Raw genomic sequence first — 26,482 nt, forward strand, 5'->3', positions numbered from 1 at the left:
ACTCCTCCCTCCTCATACGTCGATGCGGGACAGTCGGCGGATCAGGACGAAGCCGACCGCGTACAGGCCGAAGGCGACGATCACGGCGCCCTGGCCGACCGGGGAACCGGTCATGCGTTCCAGGGCGCCGTCCTTCACCCCGTTCATCAGGAACAACGAGCCGACCCCCAGAACGGGGACGGCGTACGACGTCATGCTCACCTGGGAGAGCTGGGTACGGACCTCGCGCCTGGTCTCCTTGCGTTCCTCCAGGGTGTCGGTGAGGTTCCGCAGGGCGCTGACGACCTGGCCGCCCGCCCGGTTGGAGAGAACCAACGTGTTGACCAGGACGACGAGTTCGCGGGAGGGAAGGCGTTCGGCCAGCTCACCCAGCACGTCGTCCATCGAGGCGCCGAGGGCCAACTGGTTGTCGACCTTGGCCAGTTCCTCGCCGGCCGGCGCCTCCAGCTCCTCCGCAGCCATGCCGATCGCCGTCCGCAGGGCGAGGCCGGCCTGGGTGGCGTTGGCCAGGATGCGGGCCAGTTCGGGGAGTTGGTTGATGAACTTCTCGATGCGTTTCTGGCGTTGCCAGTCGAGGAACTGGAACGCCAGCCAGATGCCCAGGATGCCGGCCAGCGGGCCGAAGAACGGGGCGAGGACGGCCTGGCCGGTGAGGAGGAGCCCCAGGGCGAGGGCGACCATGTAGGCGACGAACTCGCCCGGGGTGATGTCCAGGCCGGTCGCCACCAGGCGCAGTTCCAGCTTCCTGCCGAACGCGGTGCGGCGCAGCCTGCGGTCCAGGGTGGGGAAGTGGCGCCGGCGCCCGCCGACCGTGACCTGCCCGGTGTACGACAGCCGCTCCACCAGCTCCTGCCGCTGAGCCCTGCCCGCGGCGTACGTGTGCACGCCGGCGACCGCGAGGACGCAGGTCAGCAGTGCGATGCCGGTGGTCAGCGTGATCAGGTCCTGCAGATCCATGGCGGCGGTCCTACCTGGCTTCTCGGGTGGTGAGCTGGTCGGGGGAACGGGCGATGCCGAAGGCCTGCGGTAGGGGCTGGCTCGCCATGTAGAGGCGTTCGGCGGTGCGGCGCGGGAGCGGGTGGTGCTCGTACGAGCCGTGGATGCGGCCGTCGCCTGCCATCGGCTGCGCGTTGAACCGGGCGACCGTGGTCAGCCGGTACGGTTCGCCGCCGTGGCTCTCCAGCAGGGCGATCTCGGTGATGCGGCGGGCGCCGTCGGCGAAGCGGGTGAGCTGGACGACGACGTCGACTGCGCTGTTGATCTGGTCGTGCAGCGCGACGAAGGGGATCTCCACCTCCGACATGGAGGCGAGGGTCTGCAGGCGCATCAGGGCGTCCTCCGCGCTGTTGGCGTGGACGGTGGCGAGCGAGCCGTCGTGGCCCGTGGACATCGCCTGGAGCATGTCCAGGGACTCGCCGCCGCGGACCTCCCCGACGACGATCCGGTCGGGGCGCATGCGCAGCGAGTTGCGCACCAGGTCGCGGATGGTGATGCGGCCCTTGCCCTCGACGTTCGGCGGGCGCGCCTCCAGGCGGATCACGTGCGGTTGCTGGAGCTGGAGTTCGGCGGAGTCCTCGATGGTGATGATGCGCTCGCCCTCGGGGATCAGGCCGGAGAGGGCGTTGAGGAGGGTCGTCTTCCCGGTGCCGGTGGCGCCCGACACGATCACGTTGAAGCGTGCCTGCACCAGGCCCGCCAGCAGGTACAGCATGTGCTCGTCGAGCGAGCCGAGGCCGATCAGCTCGTGCAGGGTGAAGGAGCGCGGGAAGCGGCGGATGGTGAGGGTGGCGCCGGTCAGGGACAGCGGCGGGATGATGACGTTGACGCGCTCGCCGGACGGCAGGCGTGCGTCCACCATCGGGTTCGACTCGTCGACCCGGCGGTTGACCGTCGAGACGATGCGTTCGATGGTCTGCATCAGCTGGTCGTGGGAGGCGAAGCGCATCGGCAGCTGCTCGACGCGTCCGCCGCGCTCGACGAAGATCGCGTCGGGGCCGTTGACCATGATCTCCGTGATGGAGGCGTCCTCCAGGAGCGGTTCCAGGATGCCGAGGCCGAGTGCCTCGTCGACGACCCTGCGGATCAGCTGCGAGCGCTCCACGGTCGACAGGACCGGGCCCTCACGGCTGATGATGTGCCCGAGCACCCGCTCCAGTCTCGCCCGGCGCTCGGCGGCGGCCAGCGAACTCATCTCCGCGAGGTCGATCTCCTCGAGGAGCTTGGCGCGGTAGGAGGCGACCAGATGGCCGTCCTCGCCCCGGCTGCCCTTCTCCTCGGGGGAGTTGATACGTGACCGCAGACTCATGAGTCCGGCGCTCCTCGTTCCTGGTTCGTGGTGAATACCTGGGGGCTGGTCGATGGTCGGCTGGTCGGGCGGGTGTGCGAGTGGTCGGTCAGGTCAGGTCCTGTTCGGTTCGATCCGGTCAGTGGTCGACGGGCATCGTGGCGGTCTTCGTGGCCTGGCCGAAGTCCCAGCCCGGCACGATCGACGGGATGCCGATCGTGGCGGTGACGGTGACCTCGTCGCCGCCCCCGGACGCCCCGCAGTCGGTGCGCCCGGCCAGCCAGCCACTCACCGCCACCGCGCAGGCCGGGCCGGCCGCCCCGTCGAGCGAGGCGCTGCGGGCCCCCGCGCGGGCGGCGGTACCGGCCTGCTGGGCGGTGTACGCGATCAGGCCCAGCTGGACGGCGGCCATGGCGACGATGATCAGGACCGGCAGGAAGCCCAGGTACTCGATCGCCACCTGCCCGCGGTCCCCCGGCCTCCCGGACCCGCCCCGCCGCCGTCTGTGCCTGCGCCCGTGCCCGTGCTCGTACCTGTACCTGTGCCCGTGCCCGTACGACATCTAGTCCCCCACCTCCTCCTCCACCGCGCCCGCGTGGCCGTTCACCTCGAAGGGGAAGGTGGCTGTGCCCGGGAAGAGGACGGGGACGCCCAGTGTCACGTCTGCGGTGACGTAACCGCCCCCGGTCGCGCACGTCACCGTCGCCGCCCCCTCCCAGGCACCGGGCAGTTTGTCCAGCCCCGCCGCCTCGCAGGCGCCCTGGCGCGCGCCGGGGTCAGCGGCGGTGGCCGCCCGTACCGCCTCGTCCGCAGCATTCCCCGCGAGGGTGAACGTGTATCCCAGCAGCACGAGTTGCCACAGCACCACGAGTGTCACGAGGATCGTCGGGATCATGCCGAGGAACTCGATGGTGACCTGGCCCCGGTCACGGTCCTGGTTGCCGGCACGCTCACCGTCATGGTCATGGTCGCCGTCACGGTCACGGTCACAGCCCAGGCAGAAGCACGGCTCCTCCCCCTTCATCACCCTCACCCCCCTCCGTCCTTGCGCCGCCGGAGGCTCACCGCTCCCCGGTCTCCGCGCTGCCGGTCGCCGCGCAGCCGGTCTCCCCGCAGCCGGCCGGGCTTCTGGGCGCCCTCCGGGGCCTTGGCCAGTCCCAGCTCTCCGGCCAGGGTCCACAACGCCTGCTTCACCGCGCTCCTGTTCTCCAGTTCGTGGACCCGGCCCGCGTCCACGACGGACTGGAGTTCCTTGAAGTTGGCGGGGATCACGGTGGCCGCGACCGCGGTGCCGGTGATCTTCCGGATGAGGGGCGGCTGGATCTCCGTACCCCGGGTGTGGCGGTTGACGACGACCGTGGTCTCCTCCGCCTTGCGGATCTGGAGCCGGTCCCACATCCGTACCGTCCGTTTGGCGCCCCGGACGGAGACGACGTCCGGGGTGGTGACCAGGAGCGCGGTGTCGGCGGTCTCTACGGCGGCCGCGCCGGCCCCGACGAGCTGGGCGCCGGTGTCGACGACCACGACCTCGTACCGGGAGCGCAGGGCGCCGACGATGTGGCGGGCGGCGCGGTCGGTGACGTCCTCGCCTCGTTCGCCCTCGCCGGGGGCGAGGAGCAGGGTGAGGCCGGTGTCGTGGCGGAAGACGGCGTCGGCCAGGACGCGCGGCGAGATGTCGGTGATCGTCGCGAGGTCCACGACGGACCGCCGGAACTGGACGTCCAGGAAGGAGGCGACGTCCCCGCTCTGGAGGTCCAGGTCGACCAGGGCGGTGCTGCGGCCGGACGCCTGGGCGGCGAGGGCGAGCTGGATGGCGGTCAGGGTCACGCCCACGCCGCCCTTGGCTCCGCTGACGGTGACGACCGTGCCGCCGACGCCGGTGAACACGTCGCTGCCGGCGCCGAGATGGCGGCGTACACCGGAGGACCACTGGGCGACGGCCTGGACGCGGGTGGCGAGTTCCTCGTAGCTGAGCGGCAGGGCGACCAGGCCGCGGGCGCCGTAGTCCATCGCGGCCTGGAAGAGGCCGGGACTGGCGTCGGAGGTGACGAGGATGACGCCGACGGCGGGGAAGCGCAGGGCCACTTCGCGGATCAGTTCCAGCGCGGGGACCGGGCCGATCCGCTCGTGCACGACCACGACCTCCGGCAGCTCGTCGATCGACTCGGCGGCCAGGCGCGCGAGGGTGTCGACGAGCTGGGTGGAGTCGGTCACCGGGACCACCGGTTCGGCGTCCGGGAGCTGGCTGAGCAGCGTGGTGACGGACCGGACGGCGTCCGCGTCACCGACTGCCGGGAGGATCCTCGTGGGCATGCGGGCCTCTCACTTGTCCTTCGCGAGTTCGTACGTACGGTCCTGCTCGGGCACCGTGGTGTCGCCGCCGGGGGCGACGAGCGCGAGCCTGACCCGCTGGGCGAAGGACTCGGCGTAGGTGATGCGCTGGGCGTCGATGGTGGACAGCGCGAAGGTGATGGGGACGGCGTCCGTGGGCTGCCGTCCGCGGTCGTTCCCGTCGGGTTCGAGGGCGGTGATCCGGCCGACGTCGAGGACCTTGGCGTTGGTCACGATGATCTTCGACTGGGCCGGGGCGCCCTCGCGTTCCCCTTCGAAGGTGGCGTAGACGTTGACCGACGATCCCGGCGTGATCTTTCCGGCGACGCCGGTGGCCGCGTCGATCATGATGGCGACCTCCTGCTGCCCCGGCTGCAGGGCGGGCTGGTTCACGATCATGTCGCTCTGCAGCAGGGAGCCCTCGCGCAGCGTGGTGACGGCGGTCTTGCCCCGGATGTCGCCGAGGTCGGTGACCGCGTTCTCCGACAGCCAGCGCTCGGGCATCTCGATCTTCTCGAACTGGTCCGTTCTGAGCGGTGTGTAGGGCGCCACATCGGATTTCAGCCGGTACGCGCCGACCTCGGGACCGACCTTGGACTCCACGTCGTTGATGACGGAGAGCACGCCGGCGAACGCGGCGAGGGCGCACAGGATCGACAGGAGCAGGAGTATCACGCCGCGGCGCTGACGGGAGTTCATAGACCGTGCAACCTCATTGGGGGATATGGGCCGAGCGGGACGGTGGGAGACCGCGTTTCGTGTGCGGGCGGGACGGTGCGGTGCGGGACGGTGTGCCGGGTCAGCTGCCGCGGACGAGGGCTCTGCTGCCGACGCCGCGGCCGCTGTCGATGCCGCGGGGACTGTCGTGGGCGGGTACGGACGGGGGCGTGGCCGAACAGAACACGCACCGGTCGCCGATGACATCGATGCCGCACCAGTGGCAGACGCCGCGCCGCACGCTCGTGACCAGCTGGTAGAGGACGGAGAGGTCGGGAAGATAGGTGCAGAACTCGATCACCTTGCCGGTCCCCCACCAGCGCGGGGACTCGGCGGGCAGCGGCGCCTCGCGCAGCCCCTGCACCTTCCAGGACGGTGCCAGGGTTCCGGTGACCCAGTCGGACTGGAGCTGTCCCTTGGCGACGAGCATCCAGGTGCCGAACTCCGGTCCGTCCAGCGCGGCTTCCGGGCCGAGGCGGACGAGTTGCGGCTGCGGGTGGGCGAGGACGGCGAACTGGCTGCCCGGCACCCACGACTTGGCGTGCTGTTTCAGGTTCACGGGGATCCGGTCGAGCCGGGCGACGGAGCCGAGCAGGGCCCCGGAGTGGATGTAGTGGACCAGCAGCCGGCCGGCCGAGGCGAGCACACCGGGGCTGAGGTCACAGGAGGCGAGCTGCCTCAACTGGCGTGCGAGTACGGCGAGTCCGAGCGGGGGCAGGTCAGGGCTGAAGAGGGCGATCCGGTCGCTCTCCAGCAGGGAGCGCAGGGTGTGCAGCCGCCGCAGGACGGCGACGGGCGTCGCCTGGGAGCAGACCACGATGACGTACCCGTGCTGCTCGATGAGCACCTGGAGTTCGGTCAGCGCCTGTTCGAGCGGCAGGGTGGCGATGTCCCGCAGGACCACGGCGGGCAGGGTTCGTTCGTCCTGCGGCGGCAGTGCCAGGTCGGCACTGGTCACGGCAATGGCAGTTGGCACGCGCGGCTCCCCGTTCTCCCCATGCCCCTCGGTCCACCGGACGTCACTCCGGCGCACCCTGATGACTTCGCTGCGTGACTATGCGAGCACTGTAACCACGGCTCTGTGGCTGGAGAACAGCGTTCGTGCAGCTCGTAGGCAACTGACGTTGCACAAGGTGCGCCAAAACGGGACACGTTGAGCATCTTGCCGGTCTCGACATGACCCGCGGGGCGGAAATCCCGTGCACCGCCTTGACGTCGACCCCCTGACGCCCGGCCGCCCGGCGGGCCGGGCGGCCGGGCGGCCGTACGCGACCCCGCACCCTCGAATTGGTCTGGACCCATTGACAACCTGATTGGTCTGGACCACCTTGTTGCTCCCACGACGACGCCCACCGTCACCCCCACGCCCCTCTCGCTTGTCCCTTCTCGCCTCTCGCCTCTCGCCTCTCTCCTCTCCTTCTCTCTCCCTCTCCCCTTCAGTCCCTCCTTGCATCCCCCTCTCTCTGTACCCCTTGTCCAGCCCCCTCTCCCACCCCCACAGGAGGCTTCAGTGGACCGCACGCCCACCACGACCGACCGCAGAAACAGAACCGCCCGCCGCCCCGGCCGCCTCTGGGCGGCTGCCCTCGTCTCGGCCCTCGCTCTCACCCTCCCCCTCGCGGGCGCGGGCCAGGCGTCCGCGGCGGACGTGAACAACGCCAGGAACGCCGGTTTCGAGTCGGGCCTGAGCAACTGGACCTGTTCGGCGAACAGCGGCACGACCGTCTCGTCCCCCGTGCACGGCGGCACGGCCGCACTCAAGGCCACCCCGGCCGGCCAGGACAACGCCCGCTGCACGCAGACCGTCGCGGTGCGGCCCGACTCCACCTACTCCCTGAGCACCTGGGTGCAGGGCGGGTACGCCTACCTGGGGGTGACCGGCACCGGCACGACGGACGTCTCCACCTGGACCCCGGACTCCCGTACCTGGAAGCAGTTGACGACGAGCTTCCGCACCGGCTCCGCGACCACGTCCGTGACGGTCCACACCCACGGCTGGTACGGACAGCAGCCCTACTACGCGGACGACCTGTCGGTCTTCGGCCCCGACGGAGGCGGAGGCGACGGCGGCGACCCGGACCCGACCGTCCCCGGCACCCCGAGCGGTCTGAGCGTCTCGGGCACGACGGCGTCGACGGCATCCCTGACCTGGAACTCCGTCTCCGGAGCGACGGGTTACACCCTCTACCGCAACGGCACGAAGATCACAGCGGTGACGGGCACGTCGGCGACGGTGACCGGGCTCGCGGCCTCCACCTCGTACTCCTTCCAGGTCGCGGCGACCAACGCGGCGGGCGAATCACCCCGGTCGACGGCGGTAACGGCCCGGACGACGGAGGGCGACGACGGTGGCGGCGGCGGTGACCTGCCCCGGCACGCGGTGACCGGTTACTGGCAGAACTTCGACAACGGTGCGGCCGTTCAGCGCATCGCGGACGTCCCGGCCCAGTACGACATCATCGCGGTCGCCTTCGCGGACGCGACGGGCACGCCGGGCGCGGTCACCTTCAACCTGGACTCGGCGGGCCTGAACGGCTACACCGTCGACCGGTTCAAGGCGGACGTGCGGGCGAAGCAGGCGGCCGGGAAGAAGGTCATCATCTCGGTGGGCGGCGAGAAGGGCACCGTCTCGGTGAACGACGCCGCCTCAGCGACGAACTTCGCGGACTCGGTGTACGCCGTGATGCAGGAGTACGGCTTCGACGGCGTCGACATCGACCTGGAGAACGGCCTCGACGCGACCCACATGACGCAGGCGCTGCGGTCGCTGTCCGCGAAGGCCGGCCCGGACATGATCCTGACGATGGCCCCGCAGACCATCGACATGCAGTCCACGTCCAACTCCTACTTCCGGACCGCGCTGAACGTGAAGGACATCCTCACGGTCGTCAACATGCAGTACTACAACAGCGGTTCGATGCTGGGCTGCGACGGCAAGGTGTACAGCCAGGGCTCGGTGGACTTCCTGACCGCGCTGGCCTGCATCCAGTTGGAAGGCGGCCTCCACCCGTCCCAGGTGGGCCTCGGCCTCCCGGCCTCCACCCGCGGCGCGGGCAGTGGCTACGTCTCCCCGACCGTGGTGAACAACGCCCTGGACTGCCTGACCAGGGCCACGAACTGCGGTTCCTTCAAGCCGTCGAAGACCTACCCGGGCCTGCGCGGCGCCATGACCTGGTCCACCAACTGGGACGCCACCGCCGGCAACGCCTGGTCCGACGCGGTGGGCCCGCACGTCCACGCCCTGCCGTAACCGGTCCCCCTTGTCTCCCTCACCGCCCTGAACACGCCGCCCTGCCCACGACCATGTGGGCAGGGCGGCTGTCGGACGGTTCCGCACGACGCGGACGATTCCGCACGACGGGTTCTGGCCGTCGACCTCGTACCGGCCGACCTCGAGGAAGTGGCGCAGCGCTTCCGGGGTGTATTCGTCCAGGGCCGCACTCGCCGCCGCACGCAGGGCGTCGCTGGTCCCGGGGTCGGCGAGGATCCTGGCGATGGCCACGGCGTCGTCCTCGGCCTGGGCGAGACGGTGACCGGTCTCGAGCCAGGCGCGTATCTCCTCCGCGGTGCCGTGGTCGAGGAGTTCGTTGATCTCCTGGGTCACCCGCCTGCCACTGTCGGGATCGGCCAGGATGCGGAGGATCGTGATGCGCAGGTCGTGGATGTCCATCCCGTCGTAGGGGGAGCCCGTGTCCGACGCCGCTGCGACGGCGGTGGGCGGCGGCACGGGGGCGGCGAAGGACGGAGTGGAGAGCAGCAGGGCCGGGGCGAGGGCGCCGGCCGCCACGGTGAGGGTCACGCGGGTCAGTCTCACGGAGTCAACCACTCGGTGTCGTAGTCGCGGAGTACGGCGAGGACATCATCCCAGGGGGAGGCGGAGTGGATCACTGTCCGGAGCAGGCAGCCTTCACGGACTGCTCGTTGCCTACGGTCCGCCGCCGGGTGGCCGCGGGGCCGAAACTCGCCCCCAGGTGCGCAAAAACACCCGTGTCGCGGGGACGTTCCGCCCGGCACCTGCCACCTCTCGCCGACGCCGGGCTCGTCGGCGAAGGCGCGTCAGCGGTGGGAGCCGTGCCGGCCGAGGGCCTCCACGGGGGGACGCGCCGGGGCGGGTCCACTGCGGCACGTGGGCGGCCGGAGCACCTGCTCACCATGTCCGGCTCACCTCATGGGTTGGTGCGGGTCCTTCCCTTCGCGGTCGGCGCCCTTCCCGGCGCGGGCCGGACCGTCGTCTGCGGGGAAGGGCCGGTACGGCGTCTCGACACCGTTCGGATCGACAGCACCCACGCACGGCCCGGAATCCGTCCGCCCCGAAGCACAGGTGTCCAAGTACCGGGCTCAACTCGACCGGATGGAGCAGCACGCCCTGTCGCCCACGGATTCCCGCGGCTTCGTCCAGGACATCGCCAACCGGCGGTGAGGAGACACCGCCGTGCTCGACATCGTCCGGGAAGAACCGTTCCGCGCCGGGGGGGTCGGCGTACTTCCGCCTCGGTACCGATCAGGACGGCAACGGCTGCATCGCCGTAGCCGGCTCCGGGGGGCGACTGCCTCACCGACAGCCGGGACGCCCTGCGGCGCGTGATCCTCGACATCACGGCGGGGAAGGCCGACCACCTGCTGTGAAGCCGGTGCCCGCCGGATCGGTGACGGCCTGGGTGCCGATGACCGCGAGCAGGTCGAGGAGGTCGGCGCTGTCGGTGCCGACCGCCGGGGTGAACCAGAGCAGCCGCTGCCGGCCGTCCTCGCTGAAGAGGTGCAGGCAGTTGACCTCGACCGGGCCGAGGACGGGGTGGAGGAGGCGTTTGCGGTCGTCCCGCCGGAAGGCGACGTCGTGGTCGGCCCACAAGGCGGCGAACTCGGGGGACGCGTCGAGCAGCGCACCGACCAGCGAGCCGGCCACGGCGTCCTTCCTGTCCCGCCTGGCGGCGGCCGCGCGCAGGTCGGCGACGAAGGAGCGGGACTGGCGGTCGTGATCGGCCTTGGGGTAGAGCTTCCGGGCGGCGGGGTCGGTGAACCACCGGTACACGAAGCTGGCCCGGTGCCCCCGCAGGCCGGACTGGTCCCCGAGCAGCGCCACGGCGAGGGGGTTCTGTACGAGGGTGACGTGCAGGTCGGTGATCACCTGTGCCGGTGTCGTCGTCAGCCGGCCGAGCAGGTCGAGCATGCCGGGGTGCACGTGTGCGGCGGCCCCGCCCTGTACGGGCACCGGCCGGTCCGCGAGGTGGTAGAGGTAGTCGCGCTCGTCGGCGGTCAGGCGCAGCGCCCGTGCCAGCGCGGCGATCATCTGTTCGGACGGCTGGGAGCCGGCTCCGCGTTCGAGCTCGTTGTAGTAGTCCACCGACGCCCCGGCGAGCTGGGCCACCTCGTCGCGACGCAGCCCCGGCACCCGGCGCCGGGGTCCGGAGGGGAGACCGACGTCCCCGGGACGGACGCGTGCGCGCCGTGAGCGCAGGAAAGCTCCCAGTTCGGTGTACTTCACAGAGCCCATGGCGTCCATTCTGCGCTCGGCCGGGTCGGTGACCCAGGGGATGTCGTCCCCTGGTTCCACCGGTCGTCCGTGCCCATCGTGGAGGACATGACTACGAACCCCGGAGCATGCGCACCGGCGGCCGCTCGCGTCGCCGTCGTGACCGGCGGATCACGCGGCATCGGCCGGGCGGTCTCCCTGAAACTGGCCCGGGACGGTCTGGCCGTCGTGGTGAACTACGCCGGCGACACGGCCGCCGCCGAGGAGACGGTGAAGGCGATCACCGAGGCCGGCGGGCGGGCGGTCTCCGTCCGGGCCGACGTGGCGGACGAGCACGCGGTCGCCGCGCTGTTCGACCGGGCGGAGGCCGAGTTCGGCGGCGTGGACGTCGTCGTGAACGCCGCCGGCCGGCTCGCGCTCTCCCCCATCGCCGACCTCGACCTGGCGGTGCTCGATGCCCTGCACCGCACCAACGTCCGCGGCGCCTTCGTGGTCGCCCAGCAGGCCGCACGGCGGCTGCGCGCGGGCGGCTCGTTCGTGGGGTTCTCGACCTCCGTGGTCGGCACGCAGCTCCCCGCCTACGGCGCGTACACGGCGAGCAAGGGTGCCGTCGAGGCGCTCACCCTGACCCTCGCCCGCGAGCTGCGCGGGCGGGACGTCACCGTCAACACGGTCGCCCCCGGGCCCACCGCCACCGATCTGTTCCTCACGGGCAAGACCCCCGAGCAGATCGACGCGCTCGCCAAGGCCCCGGCGCTGGAGCGGCTCGGCACCCCGGAGGACATCGCCCGGGTGGTCGCCTTCCTCGCCGGCCCGGAGGGCCGCTGGGTGAACGGCCAGACCCTGCGGGCCAACGGCGGCCTGGTGTGAGGCCGCCGGACTGAGGCGGCGTCACACCAGACCGCCGAGTGCCTCCGCACCGCAGGACCGCCGCCACCCCGCGGACAAGCACTTTTGCACCCGCCGATGACGACTCCAAGGAGAAGACCCATGCCTTTCGCCCACTTCAAGGTGCCCGCGGGCACCCTCACCGCCGAGGACAAGAAGAAGATCGTGGAGCGCACCACCGACCTGTACGCGGAGCTCTACGGTGAGCGCGCCCGGCCCACCACCGTCGTCCTCGTCGACGAGGTCACCGACGGAGGCTGGGGCGTCGCCGGCAACGTCCTCACCGCCGCCGTGCTGAACGGCGACGCCCGACCCGGTCTGCGACGCCCGGGGCCGGGGCCCCGGGCGTCAGAAGAACTCCGACCACGGCTGGTCCCAGACCTGCTTGACGCACAGGACCAGGAAGAGGAGGCCCGCGGCGGCGAGCATGCCGTTGCTGAGGGGGCCGTTGCGCCATTCGCGCGGGGTGCGGGTGGAATTGAGGAGCCAGAGCAGGGTCAGGGCGAGGAAGGGCATGAACGCGGCGCCGAGGACGCCGTAGACGATGATCAGACGGAAGGGCTGGCCTTCGAACAGGAGGATCATGGGCGGGAAGGTCAGCCACAGCAGGTAGGCGCGGAACGGCCAGGACTTCTCCGGGCGGCCGGACGCGACGGCCTCACCCGTCGACTCCTTCGCCTTCCTCCGGCCGCGCGTCACGAAGTCGGCGAACATCAGGCTCACCCCGTGCCACACGCCGATCAGTGACGTGAACGACGTGGCGAAGAAGCCGATCAGGAAGAACGTCGCCGTCGCGGTGCCGTACCTGTCCTCCAGGATGTCGCCCAGCTGCACCAGGCCCTTGTCGCCCTTCTCCAGCGCGAGGCCCGCCGAGTGCAGGAGCTCGGCGCCGACGAGGAGCATCGCGACGACGAAGAGGCCGGTGGTGAGGTACGCGACGCGGTTGTCCAGGCGCATCACCTTCATCCAGCCGGTGTCGGTCCAGCCCTTGGCGTTGACCCAGTAGCCGTACGCGGCCAGCGTGATCGTGCCGCCGACGCCGCCGATCAGGCCCAGGGTGTAGAGGACCGAGTCGTCCGCGTCCGGCAGCACCGGAAGCAGTCCGGCGAAGGCGTCCCCGAGGTTCGGCGCCACCCTGACGGCCAGGTAGACGGTCACCACGAACATGACGCCCACCAGGACCGTCATGACCTTCTCGAAGACCGCGTACCGGTTGAACCAGACGAAGGCCAGACCCGCCAGGGCGCAGGCGATGCCCCACCCTTCGAGGTCCATCACGTCCGGGAAAAGGGCCTGCAGGGGCAGCGCGCTCGACGACATCGCCGCCGCGCCGTAGACGAAGCCCCAGATGACGACGTAGACGCCGAAGAAGTACGTCGTCCAGCGGCCCAGGCTCGCCCAGCCGTCGAACAGGGTGCGTCCGGTGGCCAGGTGCCAGCGGCCCGCCGCCTCGGCGAGGGAGATCTTCACCAGACAGCCGATGACCGCCGCCCAGAGCAGGGTGTAGCCGAAGGTGCTGCCCGCGATGAGGGTGGCGACCAGGTCGCCCGCGCCCACGCCGGTCGCGGCGACGACGATTCCGGGGCCGATGTAGCGCCAACTGGACGTGCGGGGCTGAGGGCCGGGGGCCTGGGGTGGTGCTCCGGTGTCCTGGGTGTTTCCCGTGGTGTCCGCCATGGAGGCAAGAAAGCTCATGAACACCGGGCGGACAAGAGGGCGTGCGGGGATCTTCACCGGATGCACCTGGTCGAGGGGCGATCCGGGCGGGGCCGGCCACACGGACGCAATCTTGACCTGATCATGCCATACATCGAGGATGACGGCACCGCACCACGAACTCGGTACGTCGTGGTTCGCGCGTCGCACGGACAACCCCCACCTCCCACAAGGAGACTCCCTTCATGCGACTTCGCCCCCGCGGCAGACGGTCCGCCGTGCTCGCCGCACTCCTCGCCCTCGCCCTCGCCGCGCCCGTGTCGATGTCGGCCACGGAGGCCGACGCCGACAGCGCGAAGCAGGCGGCGCCCTCGGCGGACGACATCCGCCAGTACGAGATCCATCAGCACACGACTCCCCTGACCCGTACGGCGATCCAGCAGGCCGGGGTCACCGTGGACGAGGCCGACGAGGAGACGGTGGTCGTCTCCGGTCGTGTGGACCAGATCCGCGCCCTGCGCCGGCAGGGTTACGAACTGACACCGCTGGGCGCCGCTCCCGACCGCTCGTCGGCCGCCGACGGGCTGCGGCTGTTCGACTTCCCCTCGGCCGACTCCCGGTATCACAACTACGCCGAGATGAACGCGGAGATCGACCAGCGGCTGTCGGCGTACCCGGACATCATGAGCAAACGGGTGATCGGCCGGTCCTACCAGGGCCGGGACATCGTCGCCATCAAGATCAGCGACAACGTGAGGGCGGACGAGAACGAGCCCGAGGTCCTGTTCACCCACCACCAGCACGCGCGTGAGCACCTCACCGTGGAGATGGCCCTGTACCTGCTGCGCGAACTCGGCGCGGGATACGGCAGCGACTCCCGGATCACCGACATGGTCGACGGCCGCGAGATCTGGATCATCCCGGACCTCAACCCGGACGGCGGCGAGTACGACATCGCCACCGGCGCCTACCGTTCATGGCGCAAGAACCGTCAGCCCAACTCCGGCTCGTCGTACGTCGGCACCGACCTGAACCGCAACTGGAACTACCGGTGGGGCTGCTGCAACGGCTCCTCCGGCTCCAAGTCCTCCGACACCTACCGGGGTTCGGCTCCCGAGTCCGCGCCCGAGGTGAAGGTCGTCGCCGACTTCGTGCGCAGCCGGGTCGTGGGCGGGGTGCAGCAGATCAAGGCCGGCATCGACTTCCACACGTACAGCGAGCTGGTGCTGTGGCCGTTCGGCTACACCTACTCCGACACCACGACCGGGATGACGGCCGACGACCACGCCGCCTTCCGGACGGTCGGTCAGAAGATGGCCGCGAGCAACGGCTACACGGCCCAGCAGTCCAGTGACCTGTACATCACGGACGGGTCGATCGACGACTACCTGTGGGGCACGCACAAGATCTTCGGCTACACCTACGAGATGTACCCGAGGTCCTCGTCCGGCGGCGGCTTCTACCCTCCCGACGAGGTCATCGAGCGGGAGACGTCCCGGAACCGGGACGCCGTCCTGCACCTCCTGGAGAACGCCGACTGCATGTACCGCTCCATCGGCAAGGAGGCGCAGTACTGCGGTTAGCGTCACCAGGAGTCGTCGGGAACCGTCGGGCTCCTAGACCACGGGGTCGGCGTCCGGCTTGGGCTTGTCCGCATCCGCGTCCGCGTCGTCATCCGGCTCGGGCTTGTCGGACGGGTCCGCGTCGGACGCCTCGGGTTCGGCCGCCCCGTCGTCGAAGTAGACGTCGAGGACCGCGTCCAGCTCCGTGTCCCATGCGGCGAAGCGGCTGCGGGACGTGGCCTCGATCTCGATCGGGTACCAACGGCCCTCCGTGGTGTGGACGGTGACCGTGTAGCGCTTGCCGAAGCGACCGGTCTCCGTCTCCACCGCGCCGATCTCGTCCCAGCGGAACTCACACGCCTGGTCGTCCAGCCGGAGCCGTACGCCGCCGTGGTCGGCGACGATTTCGGCGCGGCGGTCGGACGCCTCGAAGACGGGGCCGTCGGTGACGGGCTCCGTCTCGGAGGACTCGGACGTCCCGGAGGCCGGGGAGACCTCGGCGGCCGCGGAAGCTTCTGCGGTCTCCGAAGCCGCGGGCTTCTCCAGGGAGGTCGCCGCCCCGGACTCCGTCCCCGGTTTCCCGGCCGCGTCGGCCTCCGCCTCCGGCGCCTCCCCGCCCTTCACGTCCTCCGGCTCCTCGCCCTTCACGTCCTTCGTGTCCGCCGTGCGGTCGGACGCGCCGGGCACGGGTGCGGTGAGCCCGGGGATGAAGGCCGGGTCGAATCCGGCGCCTTCGAGGGGCTGGGGCTGGCTGTTCGAACCTATGCGCTGCTCCACACCGGATGAGTATGGTCGAGAATCCTGTGCGGGGCACAGCCAGCCCCTACTTCGTTATCAGACGCCTACATGTGACCCACCGTTCGCACCAATCGGATGATGATCAGCCGATTCGCACGGTGATCCTCCGGGGGTTACACGACCAGGCTGAGCGCCGCCGCGACCACGAAGCCCGCCACCGACAGGACGCTCTCCAGCACCGTCCACGTCTTCAGCGTGTCCCGCTCGCTGATGCCGAAGTACTTGGCGACCATCCAGAAACCGCCGTCGTTGACGTGCGAGGCGAAGATGGAGCCCGCCGAGATGGCCATGATGACCAGCGCCACGAACGCCTGGGAGTGGTCCCCCTCCGACAGCAGCGGGGCGACGATGCCCGCCGTCGTCACGATCGCCACCGTCGCCGATCCCTGCGCGACCCTGAGCACCACGGAGATCAGGTACGCCAGGACGATCACCGGCAGGCCGACGCCGTTGAACGTGTCGGACAGCGCCTGGGCGACACCGCTCCCCTTGAGGACCGCGCCGAAGACACCGCCGGCGCCGACGACCAGCAGGATGTTGCCGACCGGCTTCAGCGAGGACGTCGAGACGGTCTCCAGGGACTTGCGGGACCAGCCGCGCCGGATGCCGAGCAGGTAGTACGCCAGGAACAGGGCGATGGTGAGCGCGACGAACGGGCGGCCGAAGAACTCGACGACCGAGCGCAGCATGGACTCGTCCAGGGCGATCGAGGAGAACGTCGCGGCGAGGATCAGGAGGAGCGGCGTACCGATGATGCCGAGGACGGTGCCGAGCGGCACGGGCGCCTCGTGCGGCTCGACGCCCGCGGCGCGCTGCTCGTCGAGGACGGCCTGACGGGACTCCTCGGCGGCCTCGACCATGTCCTGCGGTACGGCGACGAAGATCCGCTTGCCGATCCAGGCGGAGTAGACCCAGGCGGCGACGACGGCCGGGAGACCGGTGACGACACCCATCAGGATGACCCAGCCGAGGTCGACGTCGAGCAGTCCGGCGGCGGCAACGGGGCCGGGGTGCGGGGGCAGGAAGGCGTGGGTGACGGACAGGCCCGCGAGCAGCGGCAGGCAGTAGAGCAGGATCGACTTGCCGGAGCGCTTGGCGGCGGCGTACACGATCGGCGCGAGGACGAAGATGCCGACGTCGAAGAAGACCGGGATGCCGAAGATCAGGCCGGTGAGGCCCATGGCGAGCGGGGCGCGCTTCTCGCCGAACAGGCCGAGCAGCCGCGAGGCCAGTACCGCGGCGCCTCCGCTGACCTCGAGGATCGCGCCGAGCATGGTGCCCAGGCCGATGATGATCGCGACATGGCCGAGGATGCCGCCCATGCCGGACTCGATGGTGGACACCGCGTCCGAGCGCTGGACCGTGCCGAAGAGCTCGGTGACCGACAGACCGGCCATCAGGCCGACGGCTATGGAGACGGCGAGCAGGGCGACGAACGGCTGGAGCCTGACCTTGATGATCAGGAAGAGGAGCAGGGCGATACCGAGGGCGGCGACGGTCAGCAGACCGGCGGTGCCGTCGACGAGGAGGAGCAGCCCGCCGGTGTGCGGGGGCGTCTCGGCCGCCGCGCCGGCGGCGGCCGAAAGGAACGGGCGGGACATTCGGGGGTCCTCTGCTGAAGCGCATGAATCGGGGGTCCGGGGGCCGCCTCCGCAGGGTGCGGCCGGGCACGGCGGATCGCGGCACGGCGTCACAGGGGTGGCGGACGCCGTGCCGTGGCATGCGGGATGCGGGATGCGGGATGCGGGATGCGGGAGGGTGACCGGGGAGGGGAGGGGCGAGCGCGCGTCAGCCCAGTACGGCCAGTGCGTCGATCTCGATGAGGAGCCCCGCGGGCAGGCCGACGTAGACGGTCGTGCGCGCGGCGGGCGGCTGGGTGAGGCCCTGCTCCTCGAAGTAGGTGGTGTAGATGCCGTTCATCTCGGCGAAGTGGTCCACGTCGGTGAGGTAGACGCGGATCATCATCACGTCGTCCCAGGTCGCGCCGCCCTCTTCGAGGATCGCCTGGACGTTGGCGAGGGTCTGGAGGGTCTGCTCGCGCAGGGTGGGGCCGGCGGGCGTGGGCGGCTTGCCCTCCTCGGCCGGGAGGAACCCGACCTGGCCGGCGACCTGGAGGATGTTGCCCTTGCGCACGCCGTGGGAGAACTTCGCGGGCGGGGTGGTGTGCGTGCTCGGGGTGAGGGCGACCTTCTCGGCTTTCTCGGTCATGCGGGGCGGTCCTTCGCTGGAGTCACTGGAGTTCTGCCGGAGTCCGGCCGGAGTACTCGCCGCTGATCGCGGCCGCGGTGCGGCGGACCAACGGGAGCAGGGTGAGGAGTACCTCGGCGGTGACGACGACGTTCGGCGCGGAGACCGACATCGCGGCGACCACCCGGCCGTCGGCGCCGCGGATCGGCGCGGCGACGCAGTTGATGGACTCCTCGTGGCCACCGAGGTCGGTGGCCCAGCCCTGTTCGCGCACCTTCTCCAGCTCGCGCAGGAACGCGGCCGGACCCGGTGTCGAACGGGACGTGTACATGGGGTAGTCGAGCGTGTCCGCGAGGGCGCGGCGCTCGTGTTCGGGCAGGTCGGCGAGGAGCAGTTTGGCCACGGCGGCGACCGTGAGGGCGACGGGCTTGCCGATCCGCGAGTACATGCGGACCGGATAGCGGCTCTCCACCTTGTCGATGTAGAGGACCTCGTTCTCCTCGTGGACGGCGAGGTGCACGGTGTGCCCGCACTGCTCGTTGAGGCGGACGAGGTGGGCGTGGGCGATCTCGCGGACGTCGAGGTTCTCCATCGCCTCCTGGGCGAGGGCGAAGAGACGGGCGCCGAGCCGGTAGCGCTGGTCGGACTGGCGGTAGACGAGTCCGTGTTCGTGCAGGGTGCGCAGCAGCCGCAGGGCGGTGGACTTGTGCACGCCGAGGCGGTCGGCGACCTGTCCGAGGTCGGCGGGTCCTTCGGCGAGCAGCGGCAGGATGCTCAGTGCGCGGTCGACGGTCTGGCTCATGGGGTACGTACCTCCTCCTCGGCCCGGTCCGCACCCGCGTCCGCGTCTGTGCACGCGTCCGCGTCCGCGGTGTCGGTCTCTGTCCAACCGGGGCCGAGGCGCAGTCTCCCCCACGCCGCCTCGTCCAGGGCGGCCAGCCGGTCGGCCAGGTCGCGGGCGGGGGGCGCGGCGAGGTCGCCGGGGACGGTGAGGGCGGCGGCGGCCGCGAGGTGGCCGTGCCGGAGCCGGTCCCGTACGGGCAGGGCGCGCAGGGTGGCGGAGAGGAAACCGGCGGCGAAGGCGTCCCCGGCTCCGGTCGTCGCCACGACGTCGACGGTGAGGGCGGGGACGAAGGTGCCCGGTGCCGGTGCCGGCCGGGGGCGGGTCGCGCGGTCCGGCGCCGACGGGGTGCCTCCCCCGGAGGGGGTGTCCGCGGCGGCACGGCTGCCCGCGGGTGTGCGGCAGAAGGCCGTGGCTCCCCGTTCGCCTTGCTTGACCACCAGGATCTCCGGCTCGGGCAGCGCCTCGCGGATCGACGCCGGGCCGCCCACGACGCCCCAGGCGGACTCGGCCTCGTCGTCGCCGACGAAGACGATGTCGGCCCTGCGGGCCAGGTCCAGGAGCACCTCGGGACCGTGGGCGTCGCGCCACAGACCCGGCCGGTGGTTGACGTCGAAGGAGACGAGCGGGCGGCCGGGGCGGGGGGCGGTGAGCTCCCGCACCAGTTCCAGGCAGCCGGGGGAGAGCGCGGCCGTGATCCCGGACAGGTGCAGGACGCGTCCGGCGCGCACCGCCTCCGGGTCGACGTCGGCGGAGGTCATCGCGGAGGCCGCGGAGCCCGCCCGGTAGTAGGCGACCTCGTGGGCGTCGGTGGCGCGGTCACCGGCGGTGCGGAAGTAGACGCCGGTGGGGCGGTGCGGGTCGCGCCGGACGTACGACACGTCGACGCCGTACTCCCCGATCGCCCGTACGAGGTGGTCACCGAAGCCGTCCCGGCCGACCGCGCTGATCCAGCGCGCCGAGTGGCCGGCCGCCGCGAGGACGCAGGCGGTGTTGGACTCCGCGCCGCCGATGGCCCGCTCGAAGGAGGGCACGTCGGCGAGGCGGCCCGGCCGGGAGGGCAGGAACGTCACCATGGACTCGCCCAGCGCGACGACGTCGACGGTCTCCACGGCGTCGGGGGCGGTGCGGGGTCCGGTGGCGGTCACGGTGGGGTGGCTCCTCGGGTGGCAGGGTCGGGCGGGGTCGTTTGCAGGTCGGGCGGTGTCCGGGCGTTCGGCGTTCGGCGTTCGGCGTTCGGCGTTCGGCGTTCGGCGTTCGGCGTTCGGCGTTCGGCGTTCGGCCGCATCGTGCCCGTCGGCTGCGGGGCCCGTTTTCGTTGACCCCGCGTGGCCGAGATGTTAGACAGCGGTAAGCGACATACGCAATGACTGCTGCAGAGAGCGCAACAGGCCTGATCAGGGAGGCTCTGATGGTCATGGACCCCGGCTCCGACGCCTACACGCTCCTCGCGGAGGAACGCGTCGACCACCGTTTCAAGGGCCTCCCGCCGGACGCCGACGGGCTGACCGTCGGCGAGCTGGCCGCCCAGCGCCGGAACCTGTTCACCGGCGGTTTCACCACCCCGGTGCTCGCGCTGTCCGCCGAGCGCCTGGAGCACAACCTGAAGCTGATGGAGACGTACGCGGCCCGGCACGGCCTCGCCTTCGCCCCGCACGGCAAGACGTCCATGGCCCCACAGCTCTTCCGGCGCCAGATCGAGCACGGTGCCTGGGGCATCACGCTCGCGATGCCGCACCAGGTGCGGGTGGCGCGGGCGTTCGGCGTGCGACGGGTGTTCCTCGCCAACGAACTGGTGGACCCGGCGGCCCTGCGGTGGGTCTCCGGCGAGCTGGACGCCGACCCCGGGTTCCGGTTCGTCTGCTACGTCGACTCCGTGCGCGGTGTCGAGCTGATGGACGCGGTCCTCGCCGGGTCCGCCCGTCCGGTGGACGTCGTGGTCGAGCTGGCCGGGGGCGAGGGCGCGCGGACCGGGGTGCGGACGGAGGCGGAGTGCGCCGCCGTCGCCGACGCGGTGGCGGGCGCGCGCGGGCTGCGGCTGGTCGGGGTCGCCGGGTACGAGGGCGAGGTGCCGGACGCCGACCCGGAGCGGGTGGCGGCGTGGCTGCGGCGCCTGGTGGCCCTGGCGGTGGACTTCGACAGGGCGGGGCGGTTCGCGGGCCTGGACGAGGTCGTGGTGAGCGCGGGCGGCAGCGCCTGGTTCGACGCGGTCGCCGACGTCTTCGCCGGGATCCCGCAGCTCTCGCTTCCCGTGCTGAAGTTGCTGCGCTCGGGTGCGTACGTCTCGCACGACGACGGGCACTACCGCAAACTGACGCCGTTCAACCGGGTACCGGAGGAAGGCACGCTGGAACCGGCGTTCCGGCTGTGGACGCAGATCGTGTCCCGGCCGTCCGCCGACCAGGCCTTCGCCAACGCGGGCAAGCGGGACGCGGCCCACGACCTCGACCTGCCGTTCGCCCAGGTGGTCCGCCGGGACGGCGCGGAACGCCCGGCGACCGGGATCTCGGTCGTCTCCCTCTCCGACCAGCACGCCTGGCTGAGCACCGCCCCACAGGCCGACCTGGAGGTCGGCGACTGGCTGGGCGTCGGGCTCTCCCACCCGTGCACCTCCTTCGACAAGTGGGGGCTCATCCCCCTGGCGGAGGCGGACGGCACGGTGGTCGACTACATCCGTACGTTCTTCTAGGAGGCCGTGTCGTGGAAGAACTCGTCATCCGGGACGCCGACGTCGTGGACGGCTCCGGCGACGGCGCGTACCGCGCGGACGTGGTCGTCGACGGCGGCCGTGTCGTCTCGATCGTGAAGGAGGCGGCGGCAGCGGGCTGTCAGCGCCCGAAGGCCCGCCGCGAACTGGACGCCGAGGGGCTGGTCCTGGCCCCCGGCTTCATCGACATGCACGCCCACAGCGATCTGGCGCTGCTGCGCGACCCCGACCACAGCGCCAAGGCCGCGCAGGGCGTCACCCTCGAAGTGCTGGGCCAGGACGGCCTGTCGTACGCGCCGGTCGACGACCGCACCCTCGGCGAGGTCCGCCGCGCGATCGCCGGGTGGAACGGAGGCGGGGACGACATCGACTTCGACTGGCGGTCGGTCGGCGAGTACCTGGACCGGCTCGACAGGGGCATCGCCGTCAACGCCGCCTACCTGATCCCGCAGGGCACGGTCCGCGCCCTCGCCGTCGGCTGGGAGGACCGGGAGGCCACCCCCGCGGAGCTGGACCGGATGCGGCAGCTGGTCGCCGAGGGCATGGAGCAGGGCGCGGTCGGCATGTCGTCGGGACTGACGTACACGCCCGGCATGTACGCCAAGGACGCCGAACTCACCGAACTGTGCCGGGTGGTGGCCCGCTACGGCGGCTACTACTGCCCGCACCACCGCAGTTACGGGGCGGGCGCGCTCCGGGCGTACGAGGAGATGGTGACACTCGCCCGGGAGGCGGGCTGCCCGCTGCACCTGGCGCACGCGACGATGAACTTCGGCGTGAACAAGGGCAGGGCGCCCGAGCTGCTGGCGCTCCTCGACGACGCGCTCGCCGCCGGGGCCGACATCAGCCTCGACACGTACCCGTACACGCCGGGCGCCACCACGCTGGTCGCGGTGCTGCCGAGCTGGGCGGGCGAGGGCGGCCCGGGGGAGATCCTCCGGCGGCTCGCGGACGACGCGACGGCCGAGCGGATCCGGCACCACCTGGAGGTCACCGGCTCGGACGGCTGCCACGGGGTGCCCGTCGAGTGGGACACCATCGAGATCTCCGGGGTGGGCGACCCCGCGCTGACCGAGTACGTGGGCCGCACGCTCCAGGAGTCGGCCGCGCTGCGCGGCGAGAGCCCGTGGGCCCTCGCCCGCGAACTGCTCCTCAGGGACAGGCTGGCCCCGTCGATCCTCCAGCACGTCGGCCACGAGGAGAACGTGCGGGAGATCATGCGGCACCGGGTGCACACCGGCGGTTCGGACGGCATCCTCCAGGGCGCCAAGCCGCACCCGCGCGCGTACGGCACCTTCCCGCGGTATCTCGGGCGGTACGTGCGGGAGCTGGGTGTGCTGTCGCTGGAGGAGTGCGTCGCGCACCTGACGTCCCGGCCGGCCGCGCGGCTGCGGCTCGCGGACCGCGGGCTGGTCCGCGAGGGCTACAAGGCGGACCTGGTGCTGTTCGATCCGGGGACGGTGGCCGCCGGTTCCACCTTCGAGCAGCCCCGGACGCTGCCGACGGGCATCCCGTACGTGCTGGTCGACGGCCGGTTCGTGATCGAGGACGGGCGGCGTACCGGCGTACTGGCGGGGCGGGCGGTCCGCAGGTCGCCCCGCTGAACCGCCCGCCCGCGACGGGCTCGTCAGGGCTTGGGCAGGGTGCAGGCGCTCGCGTCGAGGTCGAGCACGCCGTCCGCGCCGAAGCAGTCGGTGAACGGATGGGTCTGCTGGGCGTAGTTGATGCCCCGGCGGACGGTGACGGTACCGTCCGCGTCGACCTCGCACGGGTTGTTGACCGTGCAGCGCTCGCCGTCCTCATTGCCGGTGTTGTTGACGGCGACCACCTTGCCGGTGGCGTCGTCGACGACCGGCGAGCCGGAGGTGCCGCCGATGGTGTCGCAGGCGGGGGTGTAGCGGACCGAGTCCTTCCAGGTCCAGGCCCCCTCCTTCAGCCGGTGTGCGAATCCGTCGACGGAGCAGCCGTAGATCCGCTTCCAGTAGCCGGAGACCACGCTGATGGCAGTGCCGGCCGCCGGGCGGGTGTCGTCGAGGGTGAGCGCGTCGATGCCGTACGCGCTCCTGATCCGCGCGTACGTGGTGCCGAGCCGGTAGACCGCCGCGTCCGTGTCGGTCATGGTCGCGTAGACGAGCCGGTTGGCACGCAGGGTGGCGACCCGGGAGCCGGAGGAGCCCAGCAGTCCGAAGCTGCGGCTGGAGGCCCGGTCGACGAGGACCTCGCCGGCCGCGGGGAAGCCGCTCTCCAGGCAGTGGCCGTTGGTGAGGACGAGCGCGGGGTCGTCGTCCTGCGAGTGGGGCAGGCGGACGACGGATCCCGAGCAGTTGCTCAGCGAGACGGTGCCCGCGAAGTCCACCGCGGCGGCCTTCGGCCCGGTGAGGCCGGCCACGGCGGCGGCCGCGGTGCCGACGGCGATGTCGGCGACGTCGAGCACCGTGGTCGGACCCGCGCCCGGGCCGGCGCCCGGGGCCGTGTCCGCTGCCGCGTCCGCACCCGTGGGGGTGGGCGCGGACGCGGCAGCGGGGGTGGGCGCGGCGGCGGCCGCGGGAGTCACGCCCGCCCCGGCCAGGGCCAGGGCGCAGAGCGCGACGACGAGAGGTCTTCTCATGTGGGGTCCCCTCCTGCGACGGATCCTGCGACGGAGGCGGCGGGATTCCTCCGGCCACCCACAGGATTGCTTGACATGTGCATTGTCAGCATGTCGCGAGCGGGGGACAAGACGCCGTTTCCGGCCTTCGGGCTTTCGCATCCCCGGCCCTCCCGGCCGGCGGGCTCCGCCCACCGGGCCGCCACCCCCGTGCGGGCGACGGATGGGGCGCCCGCGCGGGGGAGCCCCGGCGCAACGGCAGCGGAGCGGCCTTCACGGCGACTCCACCGCTCACGGACGGGACCGCTCCCGCCGCGCCCCGTCACGGGCAACCGGACATTCCACCCCGACCGACACGTCCCACGTGGCGGATAACACGCCGCAAACGGCACTACCGGGCCGTAAGCTCCCACCATGCAGGTGATCCAGTCGACCAAGCTCGCCAACGTCTGTTACGAGATCCGGGGCCCGGTGCTCGAGGAGGCGATGCGGCTGGAGGCGGCCGGGCACCGGATCCTCAAGCTGAACACCGGCAACCCGGCCGCGTTCGGTTTCGAGAGCCCGCCCGAGATCCTCGAGGACATCCTCCGCAACGTGTCCTCGGCGCACGGCTACGGCGACGCGAAGGGGCTGCTGGCCGCGCGCCGGGCGGTCGTGATGCACAACCAGACCCTCGGCATAGAGACCGACGTGGAGCACGTCTTCATCGGCAACGGCGTCTCCGAGCTGATCGTGATGGCGATGCAGGCCCTGCTCGACGACGGGGACGAGGTGCTCGTCCCCTCGCCGGACTACCCGCTGTGGACGGCCGCCGTCTCTCTGTCCGGCGGTACGGCGGTGCACTACCGGTGCGACGAGCAGTCCGACTGGATGCCGGACCTCGCCGACATCGAGCGCAAGGTCACCGACCGCACCAAGGCGATCGTCATCATCAACCCGAACAACCCGACCGGAGCGGTCTACGACGAGGCGATGGTCAGGGGCCTGACCGACATCGCCCGCCGGCACAACCTGCTGGTCTGCTCGGACGAGATCTACGACAAGATCCTCTACGACGACGCCACGCACACCCCCACCGCCTCGATCGCCCCCGACCTGCTCACCCTCACCTTCAACGGCATGTCGAAGGCGTACCGGGTGGCCGGATACCGGGTCGGCTGGATGGCGGTCTCCGGACCCCGCGCGCACGCCGACTCCTACATCGAGGGCCTGACGATCCTGGCGAACATGCGCCTGTGCGCGAACATGCCGGGCCAGCACGGCGTGGTCGCCGCGCTCAGCGGACGCCAGACGATCAACGACCTGGTGCTGCCGGGCGGCCGGCTGCGCGAGCAGCGGGACACGGCGTACGAGCTGCTGACCCAGATCCCGGGCGTGACCTGCGTGAAGCCGAAGGGGGCGCTGTACCTCTTCCCGCGGCTCGACCCCACCGTCTTCAAGATCAAGGACGACCGGCAGATGGTCCTCGACCTGCTGCGCAGCGAGAAGATCATGGTCGTGCACGGTACGGGCTTCAACTGGACGGAGCCCGATCACTTCCGGGTGGTGACCCTGCCGTCGGCCGACGACCTGCGGGACGCGGTGGGCCGGATCGCCCGCTTCCTGGACGGTTACTGCCAGCCCTGACTCTGCGTGCCCCCCCTTCGTCCGGTTCTGTCAACGACTCAACTTTAGACGAATTCCAAGCTAGGATGGTTTCCTGACAGCACTCAGGAGGCCATCCATGTACGAACCGATCCGCACCAAGTCGGTCCACCGCACGATGGCCGGCGCTCCTCACGACTTCCCCGGCCGCTCCCGCGAGGAAGAGCTGGACATCCAGCTCGCGGGCCATCTCGGCGCACTGCTCGCCGTCACCGACGAGCTGCGCGCCGCGGCACCCTCGGCCGATCTGGACACGGCGGCCGAGCGGCTCGCCGAGCAGGTGACCCGCCTGCGGGGAGGAAGTGAGCCGGCCCGCGCGCCGGCGACCACGAGCGGGAGCGCGCCCCGCGTCACCGCCCTGCACCGACAGGCGCACGCCCTCGCGGGCCGCGCCCTGGTCGTCGCCGCCTCCCGCGCCGACACGGTGGCCGCCATCCTGGCCGCCGAGCGGATGGACGCGCACACCGCGGCCCTCGCACCGCGCGCACTCGCGTCCCACTGAGCCCCACCCCGGGCTCCCCCTACGGCCCCGGTCCGCGTGCACCCACAGCGACGCGCGGACCGGGCGCCACACACCCCGCACCGCCGACGGGGCACTCCTGCAGCACCGAGTGCAGCGCGCCACCCGGACAGGGTGCGGCGAAGCCGTCGCGGTGACCGACGCCGTACGGCCCGGCCGGTGCGGCATGCGACAGGTTCGTGCGCGGGCGCACCACGGTGAGAACGGCGCGGTCCGTGACCACCGGCTCCTGCTCCGGGCCGGCCCCCCCCCCCCCCCCCCCCCCCCCCCCCCCCCCCCCCCCCCCCCCC

The 26,482-nt window shown here is 71.5% G+C and carries 22 protein-coding genes and 2 pseudogenes; 8 read left to right on the plus strand and 16 right to left on the minus strand.

Annotated features, from left to right (window positions below; all coding sequences use genetic code 11):
- Window positions 1-12: 12 nt before the first annotated feature.
- From TU30_RS29190 to TU30_RS29220, 7 genes are all read right to left on the minus strand, one after another.
- Window positions 13-957 carry a type II secretion system F family protein gene (locus TU30_RS29190; protein WP_042175701.1) on the minus strand — a complete coding sequence of 315 codons (945 nt, stop codon included), beginning with the start codon at window positions 955-957 and terminating at the stop codon, window positions 13-15.
- A 10-nt stretch (window positions 958-967) separates the two neighbouring features.
- Window positions 968-2,305, minus strand: coding sequence for a CpaF family protein (locus TU30_RS29195; RefSeq protein ID WP_042175704.1), 1,338 nt, complete (start codon window positions 2,303-2,305; stop codon window positions 968-970).
- A 118-nt stretch (window positions 2,306-2,423) separates the two neighbouring features.
- On the minus strand, window positions 2,424-2,744 hold the full coding sequence (locus tag TU30_RS37775) for a TadE/TadG family type IV pilus assembly protein (RefSeq protein ID WP_042175707.1): 321 nt from the start codon (window positions 2,742-2,744) through the stop codon (window positions 2,424-2,426).
- Window positions 2,745-2,846: 102 nt separating this feature from the next.
- Window positions 2,847-3,179: a pilus assembly protein gene (locus TU30_RS29205; RefSeq protein WP_234308024.1), complete on the minus strand. Its 333-nt coding sequence runs from the start codon at window positions 3,177-3,179 to the stop codon at window positions 2,847-2,849.
- A gap of 134 nt (window positions 3,180-3,313) precedes the next feature.
- Entirely contained in the window at window positions 3,314-4,597 is a 1,284-nt protein-coding gene (locus tag TU30_RS29210) for an AAA family ATPase (protein ID WP_042175709.1), read from the minus strand.
- Between the two features lie 9 nt (window positions 4,598-4,606).
- Window positions 4,607-5,314: a Flp pilus assembly protein CpaB gene (gene cpaB / locus TU30_RS29215; RefSeq protein ID WP_042175711.1), complete on the minus strand. Its 708-nt coding sequence runs from the start codon at window positions 5,312-5,314 to the stop codon at window positions 4,607-4,609.
- 100 nt (window positions 5,315-5,414) lie between these two features.
- Window positions 5,415-6,308 (minus strand): hypothetical protein, encoded by an 894-nt coding sequence (locus TU30_RS29220; RefSeq protein ID WP_107068605.1) that lies wholly within the window; start codon window positions 6,306-6,308, stop codon window positions 5,415-5,417.
- Between the two features lie 534 nt (window positions 6,309-6,842).
- On the opposite strand from TU30_RS29220, the gene TU30_RS29225 reads away from it, so the two are divergent.
- The gene (locus TU30_RS29225) at window positions 6,843-8,582 is read left to right on the plus strand and encodes a chitinase (protein ID WP_042175718.1); all 1,740 of its coding nucleotides are present in this window, start codon (window positions 6,843-6,845) and stop codon (window positions 8,580-8,582) included.
- A gap of 120 nt (window positions 8,583-8,702) precedes the next feature.
- Here TU30_RS29225 and TU30_RS34850 read toward each other — a convergent pair.
- Window positions 8,703-9,146 (minus strand): annotated as a pseudogene (locus tag TU30_RS34850) (hypothetical protein); the annotation flags it as partial.
- 780 nt (window positions 9,147-9,926) lie between these two features.
- On the minus strand, window positions 9,927-10,832 hold the full coding sequence (locus tag TU30_RS29235) for a helix-turn-helix transcriptional regulator (RefSeq protein WP_176726326.1): 906 nt from the start codon (window positions 10,830-10,832) through the stop codon (window positions 9,927-9,929).
- Window positions 10,833-10,910: 78 nt separating this feature from the next.
- On the opposite strand from TU30_RS29235, the gene TU30_RS29240 reads away from it, so the two are divergent.
- Together TU30_RS29240 and TU30_RS34860 are read left to right on the plus strand one after the other, a co-directional pair.
- The gene (locus TU30_RS29240) at window positions 10,911-11,672 is read left to right on the plus strand and encodes an SDR family oxidoreductase (RefSeq protein WP_042175802.1); all 762 of its coding nucleotides are present in this window, start codon (window positions 10,911-10,913) and stop codon (window positions 11,670-11,672) included.
- Window positions 11,673-11,792: 120 nt separating this feature from the next.
- Window positions 11,793-11,999 (plus strand): annotated as a pseudogene (locus tag TU30_RS34860) (4-oxalocrotonate tautomerase family protein); the annotation flags it as partial.
- Between the two features lie 39 nt (window positions 12,000-12,038).
- Here TU30_RS34860 and TU30_RS29245 read toward each other — a convergent pair.
- The gene (locus TU30_RS29245; RefSeq protein WP_042175722.1) at window positions 12,039-13,367 is read right to left on the minus strand and encodes an Nramp family divalent metal transporter; all 1,329 of its coding nucleotides are present in this window, start codon (window positions 13,365-13,367) and stop codon (window positions 12,039-12,041) included.
- A 224-nt stretch (window positions 13,368-13,591) separates the two neighbouring features.
- Between TU30_RS29245 and TU30_RS29250 the strand changes: the two genes are divergently transcribed.
- A complete protein-coding gene (locus TU30_RS29250) occupies window positions 13,592-14,929 on the plus strand; it encodes a M14 family metallopeptidase (RefSeq protein ID WP_042175725.1) in 1,338 nt (445 codons plus the stop codon).
- 33 nt (window positions 14,930-14,962) lie between these two features.
- Here the strand turns inward: TU30_RS29250 and TU30_RS29255 are convergent, their stop codons facing one another.
- The 5 genes from TU30_RS29255 to TU30_RS29275 all read right to left on the minus strand — a co-directional run bounded on the left by TU30_RS29255 (window position 14,963) and on the right by TU30_RS29275 (window position 19,882).
- On the minus strand, window positions 14,963-15,685 hold the full coding sequence (locus tag TU30_RS29255; protein WP_042175727.1) for a hypothetical protein: 723 nt from the start codon (window positions 15,683-15,685) through the stop codon (window positions 14,963-14,965).
- 134 nt (window positions 15,686-15,819) lie between these two features.
- Complete coding sequence (locus TU30_RS29260; protein WP_042175729.1) at window positions 15,820-17,307, minus strand: GntP family permease; 1,488 nt, start codon at window positions 17,305-17,307, stop codon at window positions 15,820-15,822.
- Window positions 17,308-17,494: 187 nt separating this feature from the next.
- Complete coding sequence (locus TU30_RS29265) at window positions 17,495-17,914, minus strand: RidA family protein (protein WP_042175733.1); 420 nt, start codon at window positions 17,912-17,914, stop codon at window positions 17,495-17,497.
- Between the two features lie 22 nt (window positions 17,915-17,936).
- Complete coding sequence (locus TU30_RS29270) at window positions 17,937-18,695, minus strand: IclR family transcriptional regulator (protein WP_042175736.1); 759 nt, start codon at window positions 18,693-18,695, stop codon at window positions 17,937-17,939.
- Complete coding sequence (locus TU30_RS29275; RefSeq protein WP_042175738.1) at window positions 18,692-19,882, minus strand: sugar kinase; 1,191 nt, start codon at window positions 19,880-19,882, stop codon at window positions 18,692-18,694. Before TU30_RS29275 ends, TU30_RS29270 begins: the two co-directional genes overlap by 4 nt.
- A gap of 263 nt (window positions 19,883-20,145) precedes the next feature.
- On the opposite strand from TU30_RS29275, the gene TU30_RS29280 reads away from it, so the two are divergent.
- Complete coding sequence (locus TU30_RS29280; RefSeq protein WP_042175740.1) at window positions 20,146-21,423, plus strand: amino acid deaminase; 1,278 nt, start codon at window positions 20,146-20,148, stop codon at window positions 21,421-21,423.
- An 11-nt stretch (window positions 21,424-21,434) separates the two neighbouring features.
- Complete coding sequence (locus tag TU30_RS29285; RefSeq protein WP_042175742.1) at window positions 21,435-23,045, plus strand: amidohydrolase family protein; 1,611 nt, start codon at window positions 21,435-21,437, stop codon at window positions 23,043-23,045.
- Window positions 23,046-23,068: 23 nt separating this feature from the next.
- Here TU30_RS29285 and TU30_RS29290 read toward each other — a convergent pair whose 3' ends face one another.
- Entirely contained in the window at window positions 23,069-24,049 is a 981-nt protein-coding gene (locus tag TU30_RS29290; RefSeq protein ID WP_042175745.1) for a serine protease, read from the minus strand.
- 393 nt (window positions 24,050-24,442) lie between these two features.
- Here TU30_RS29290 and TU30_RS29295 point away from each other — a divergent pair, with 393 nt between their 5' ends.
- Together TU30_RS29295 and TU30_RS29300 are read left to right on the plus strand one after the other, a co-directional pair.
- Window positions 24,443-25,654 carry a pyridoxal phosphate-dependent aminotransferase gene (locus tag TU30_RS29295; protein ID WP_042175747.1) on the plus strand — a complete coding sequence of 404 codons (1,212 nt, stop codon included), beginning with the start codon at window positions 24,443-24,445 and terminating at the stop codon, window positions 25,652-25,654.
- Window positions 25,655-25,751: 97 nt separating this feature from the next.
- Entirely contained in the window at window positions 25,752-26,174 is a 423-nt protein-coding gene (locus TU30_RS29300; RefSeq protein WP_042175750.1) for a hypothetical protein, read from the plus strand.
- Window positions 26,175-26,482 lie beyond the last annotated feature (308 nt).

Source organism: Streptomyces sp. NBRC 110035, from assembly GCF_000829695.1.
Classification (GTDB): Bacteria; Actinomycetota; Actinomycetes; order Streptomycetales; family Streptomycetaceae; genus Streptomyces.

What these genes read in the sequence shown, in the direction of transcription:
- TU30_RS29260 (WP_042175729.1), bottom strand. Translation starts at nt 17,307, where the DNA reads ATGTCCCGCCCGTTCCTTTCGGCCGCCGCCGGCGCGGCGGCCGAGACG.
- TU30_RS29205 (WP_234308024.1), bottom strand. Translation starts at nt 3,179, where the DNA reads ATGATCCCGACGATCCTCGTGACACTCGTGGTGCTGTGGCAACTCGTG.
- TU30_RS29250 (WP_042175725.1), top strand. Translation starts at nt 13,592, where the DNA reads ATGCGACTTCGCCCCCGCGGCAGACGGTCCGCCGTGCTCGCCGCACTC.
- TU30_RS29190 (WP_042175701.1), bottom strand. Translation starts at nt 957, where the DNA reads ATGGATCTGCAGGACCTGATCACGCTGACCACCGGCATCGCACTGCTG.
- TU30_RS29300 (WP_042175750.1), top strand. Translation starts at nt 25,752, where the DNA reads ATGTACGAACCGATCCGCACCAAGTCGGTCCACCGCACGATGGCCGGC.
- TU30_RS29245 (WP_042175722.1), bottom strand. Translation starts at nt 13,367, where the DNA reads ATGGCGGACACCACGGGAAACACCCAGGACACCGGAGCACCACCCCAG.
- TU30_RS29295 (WP_042175747.1), top strand. Translation starts at nt 24,443, where the DNA reads ATGCAGGTGATCCAGTCGACCAAGCTCGCCAACGTCTGTTACGAGATC.
- TU30_RS29235 (WP_176726326.1), bottom strand. Translation starts at nt 10,832, where the DNA reads ATGGACGCCATGGGCTCTGTGAAGTACACCGAACTGGGAGCTTTCCTG.
- TU30_RS29280 (WP_042175740.1), top strand. Translation starts at nt 20,146, where the DNA reads ATGGTCATGGACCCCGGCTCCGACGCCTACACGCTCCTCGCGGAGGAA.
- TU30_RS29290 (WP_042175745.1), bottom strand. Translation starts at nt 24,049, where the DNA reads ATGAGAAGACCTCTCGTCGTCGCGCTCTGCGCCCTGGCCCTGGCCGGG.
- TU30_RS29210 (WP_042175709.1), bottom strand. Translation starts at nt 4,597, where the DNA reads ATGCCCACGAGGATCCTCCCGGCAGTCGGTGACGCGGACGCCGTCCGG.
- TU30_RS29270 (WP_042175736.1), bottom strand. Translation starts at nt 18,695, where the DNA reads ATGAGCCAGACCGTCGACCGCGCACTGAGCATCCTGCCGCTGCTCGCC.
- TU30_RS29195 (WP_042175704.1), bottom strand. Translation starts at nt 2,305, where the DNA reads ATGAGTCTGCGGTCACGTATCAACTCCCCCGAGGAGAAGGGCAGCCGG.
- TU30_RS29240 (WP_042175802.1), top strand. Translation starts at nt 10,911, where the DNA reads ATGACTACGAACCCCGGAGCATGCGCACCGGCGGCCGCTCGCGTCGCC.
- TU30_RS29265 (WP_042175733.1), bottom strand. Translation starts at nt 17,914, where the DNA reads ATGACCGAGAAAGCCGAGAAGGTCGCCCTCACCCCGAGCACGCACACC.
- cpaB (WP_042175711.1), bottom strand. Translation starts at nt 5,314, where the DNA reads ATGAACTCCCGTCAGCGCCGCGGCGTGATACTCCTGCTCCTGTCGATC.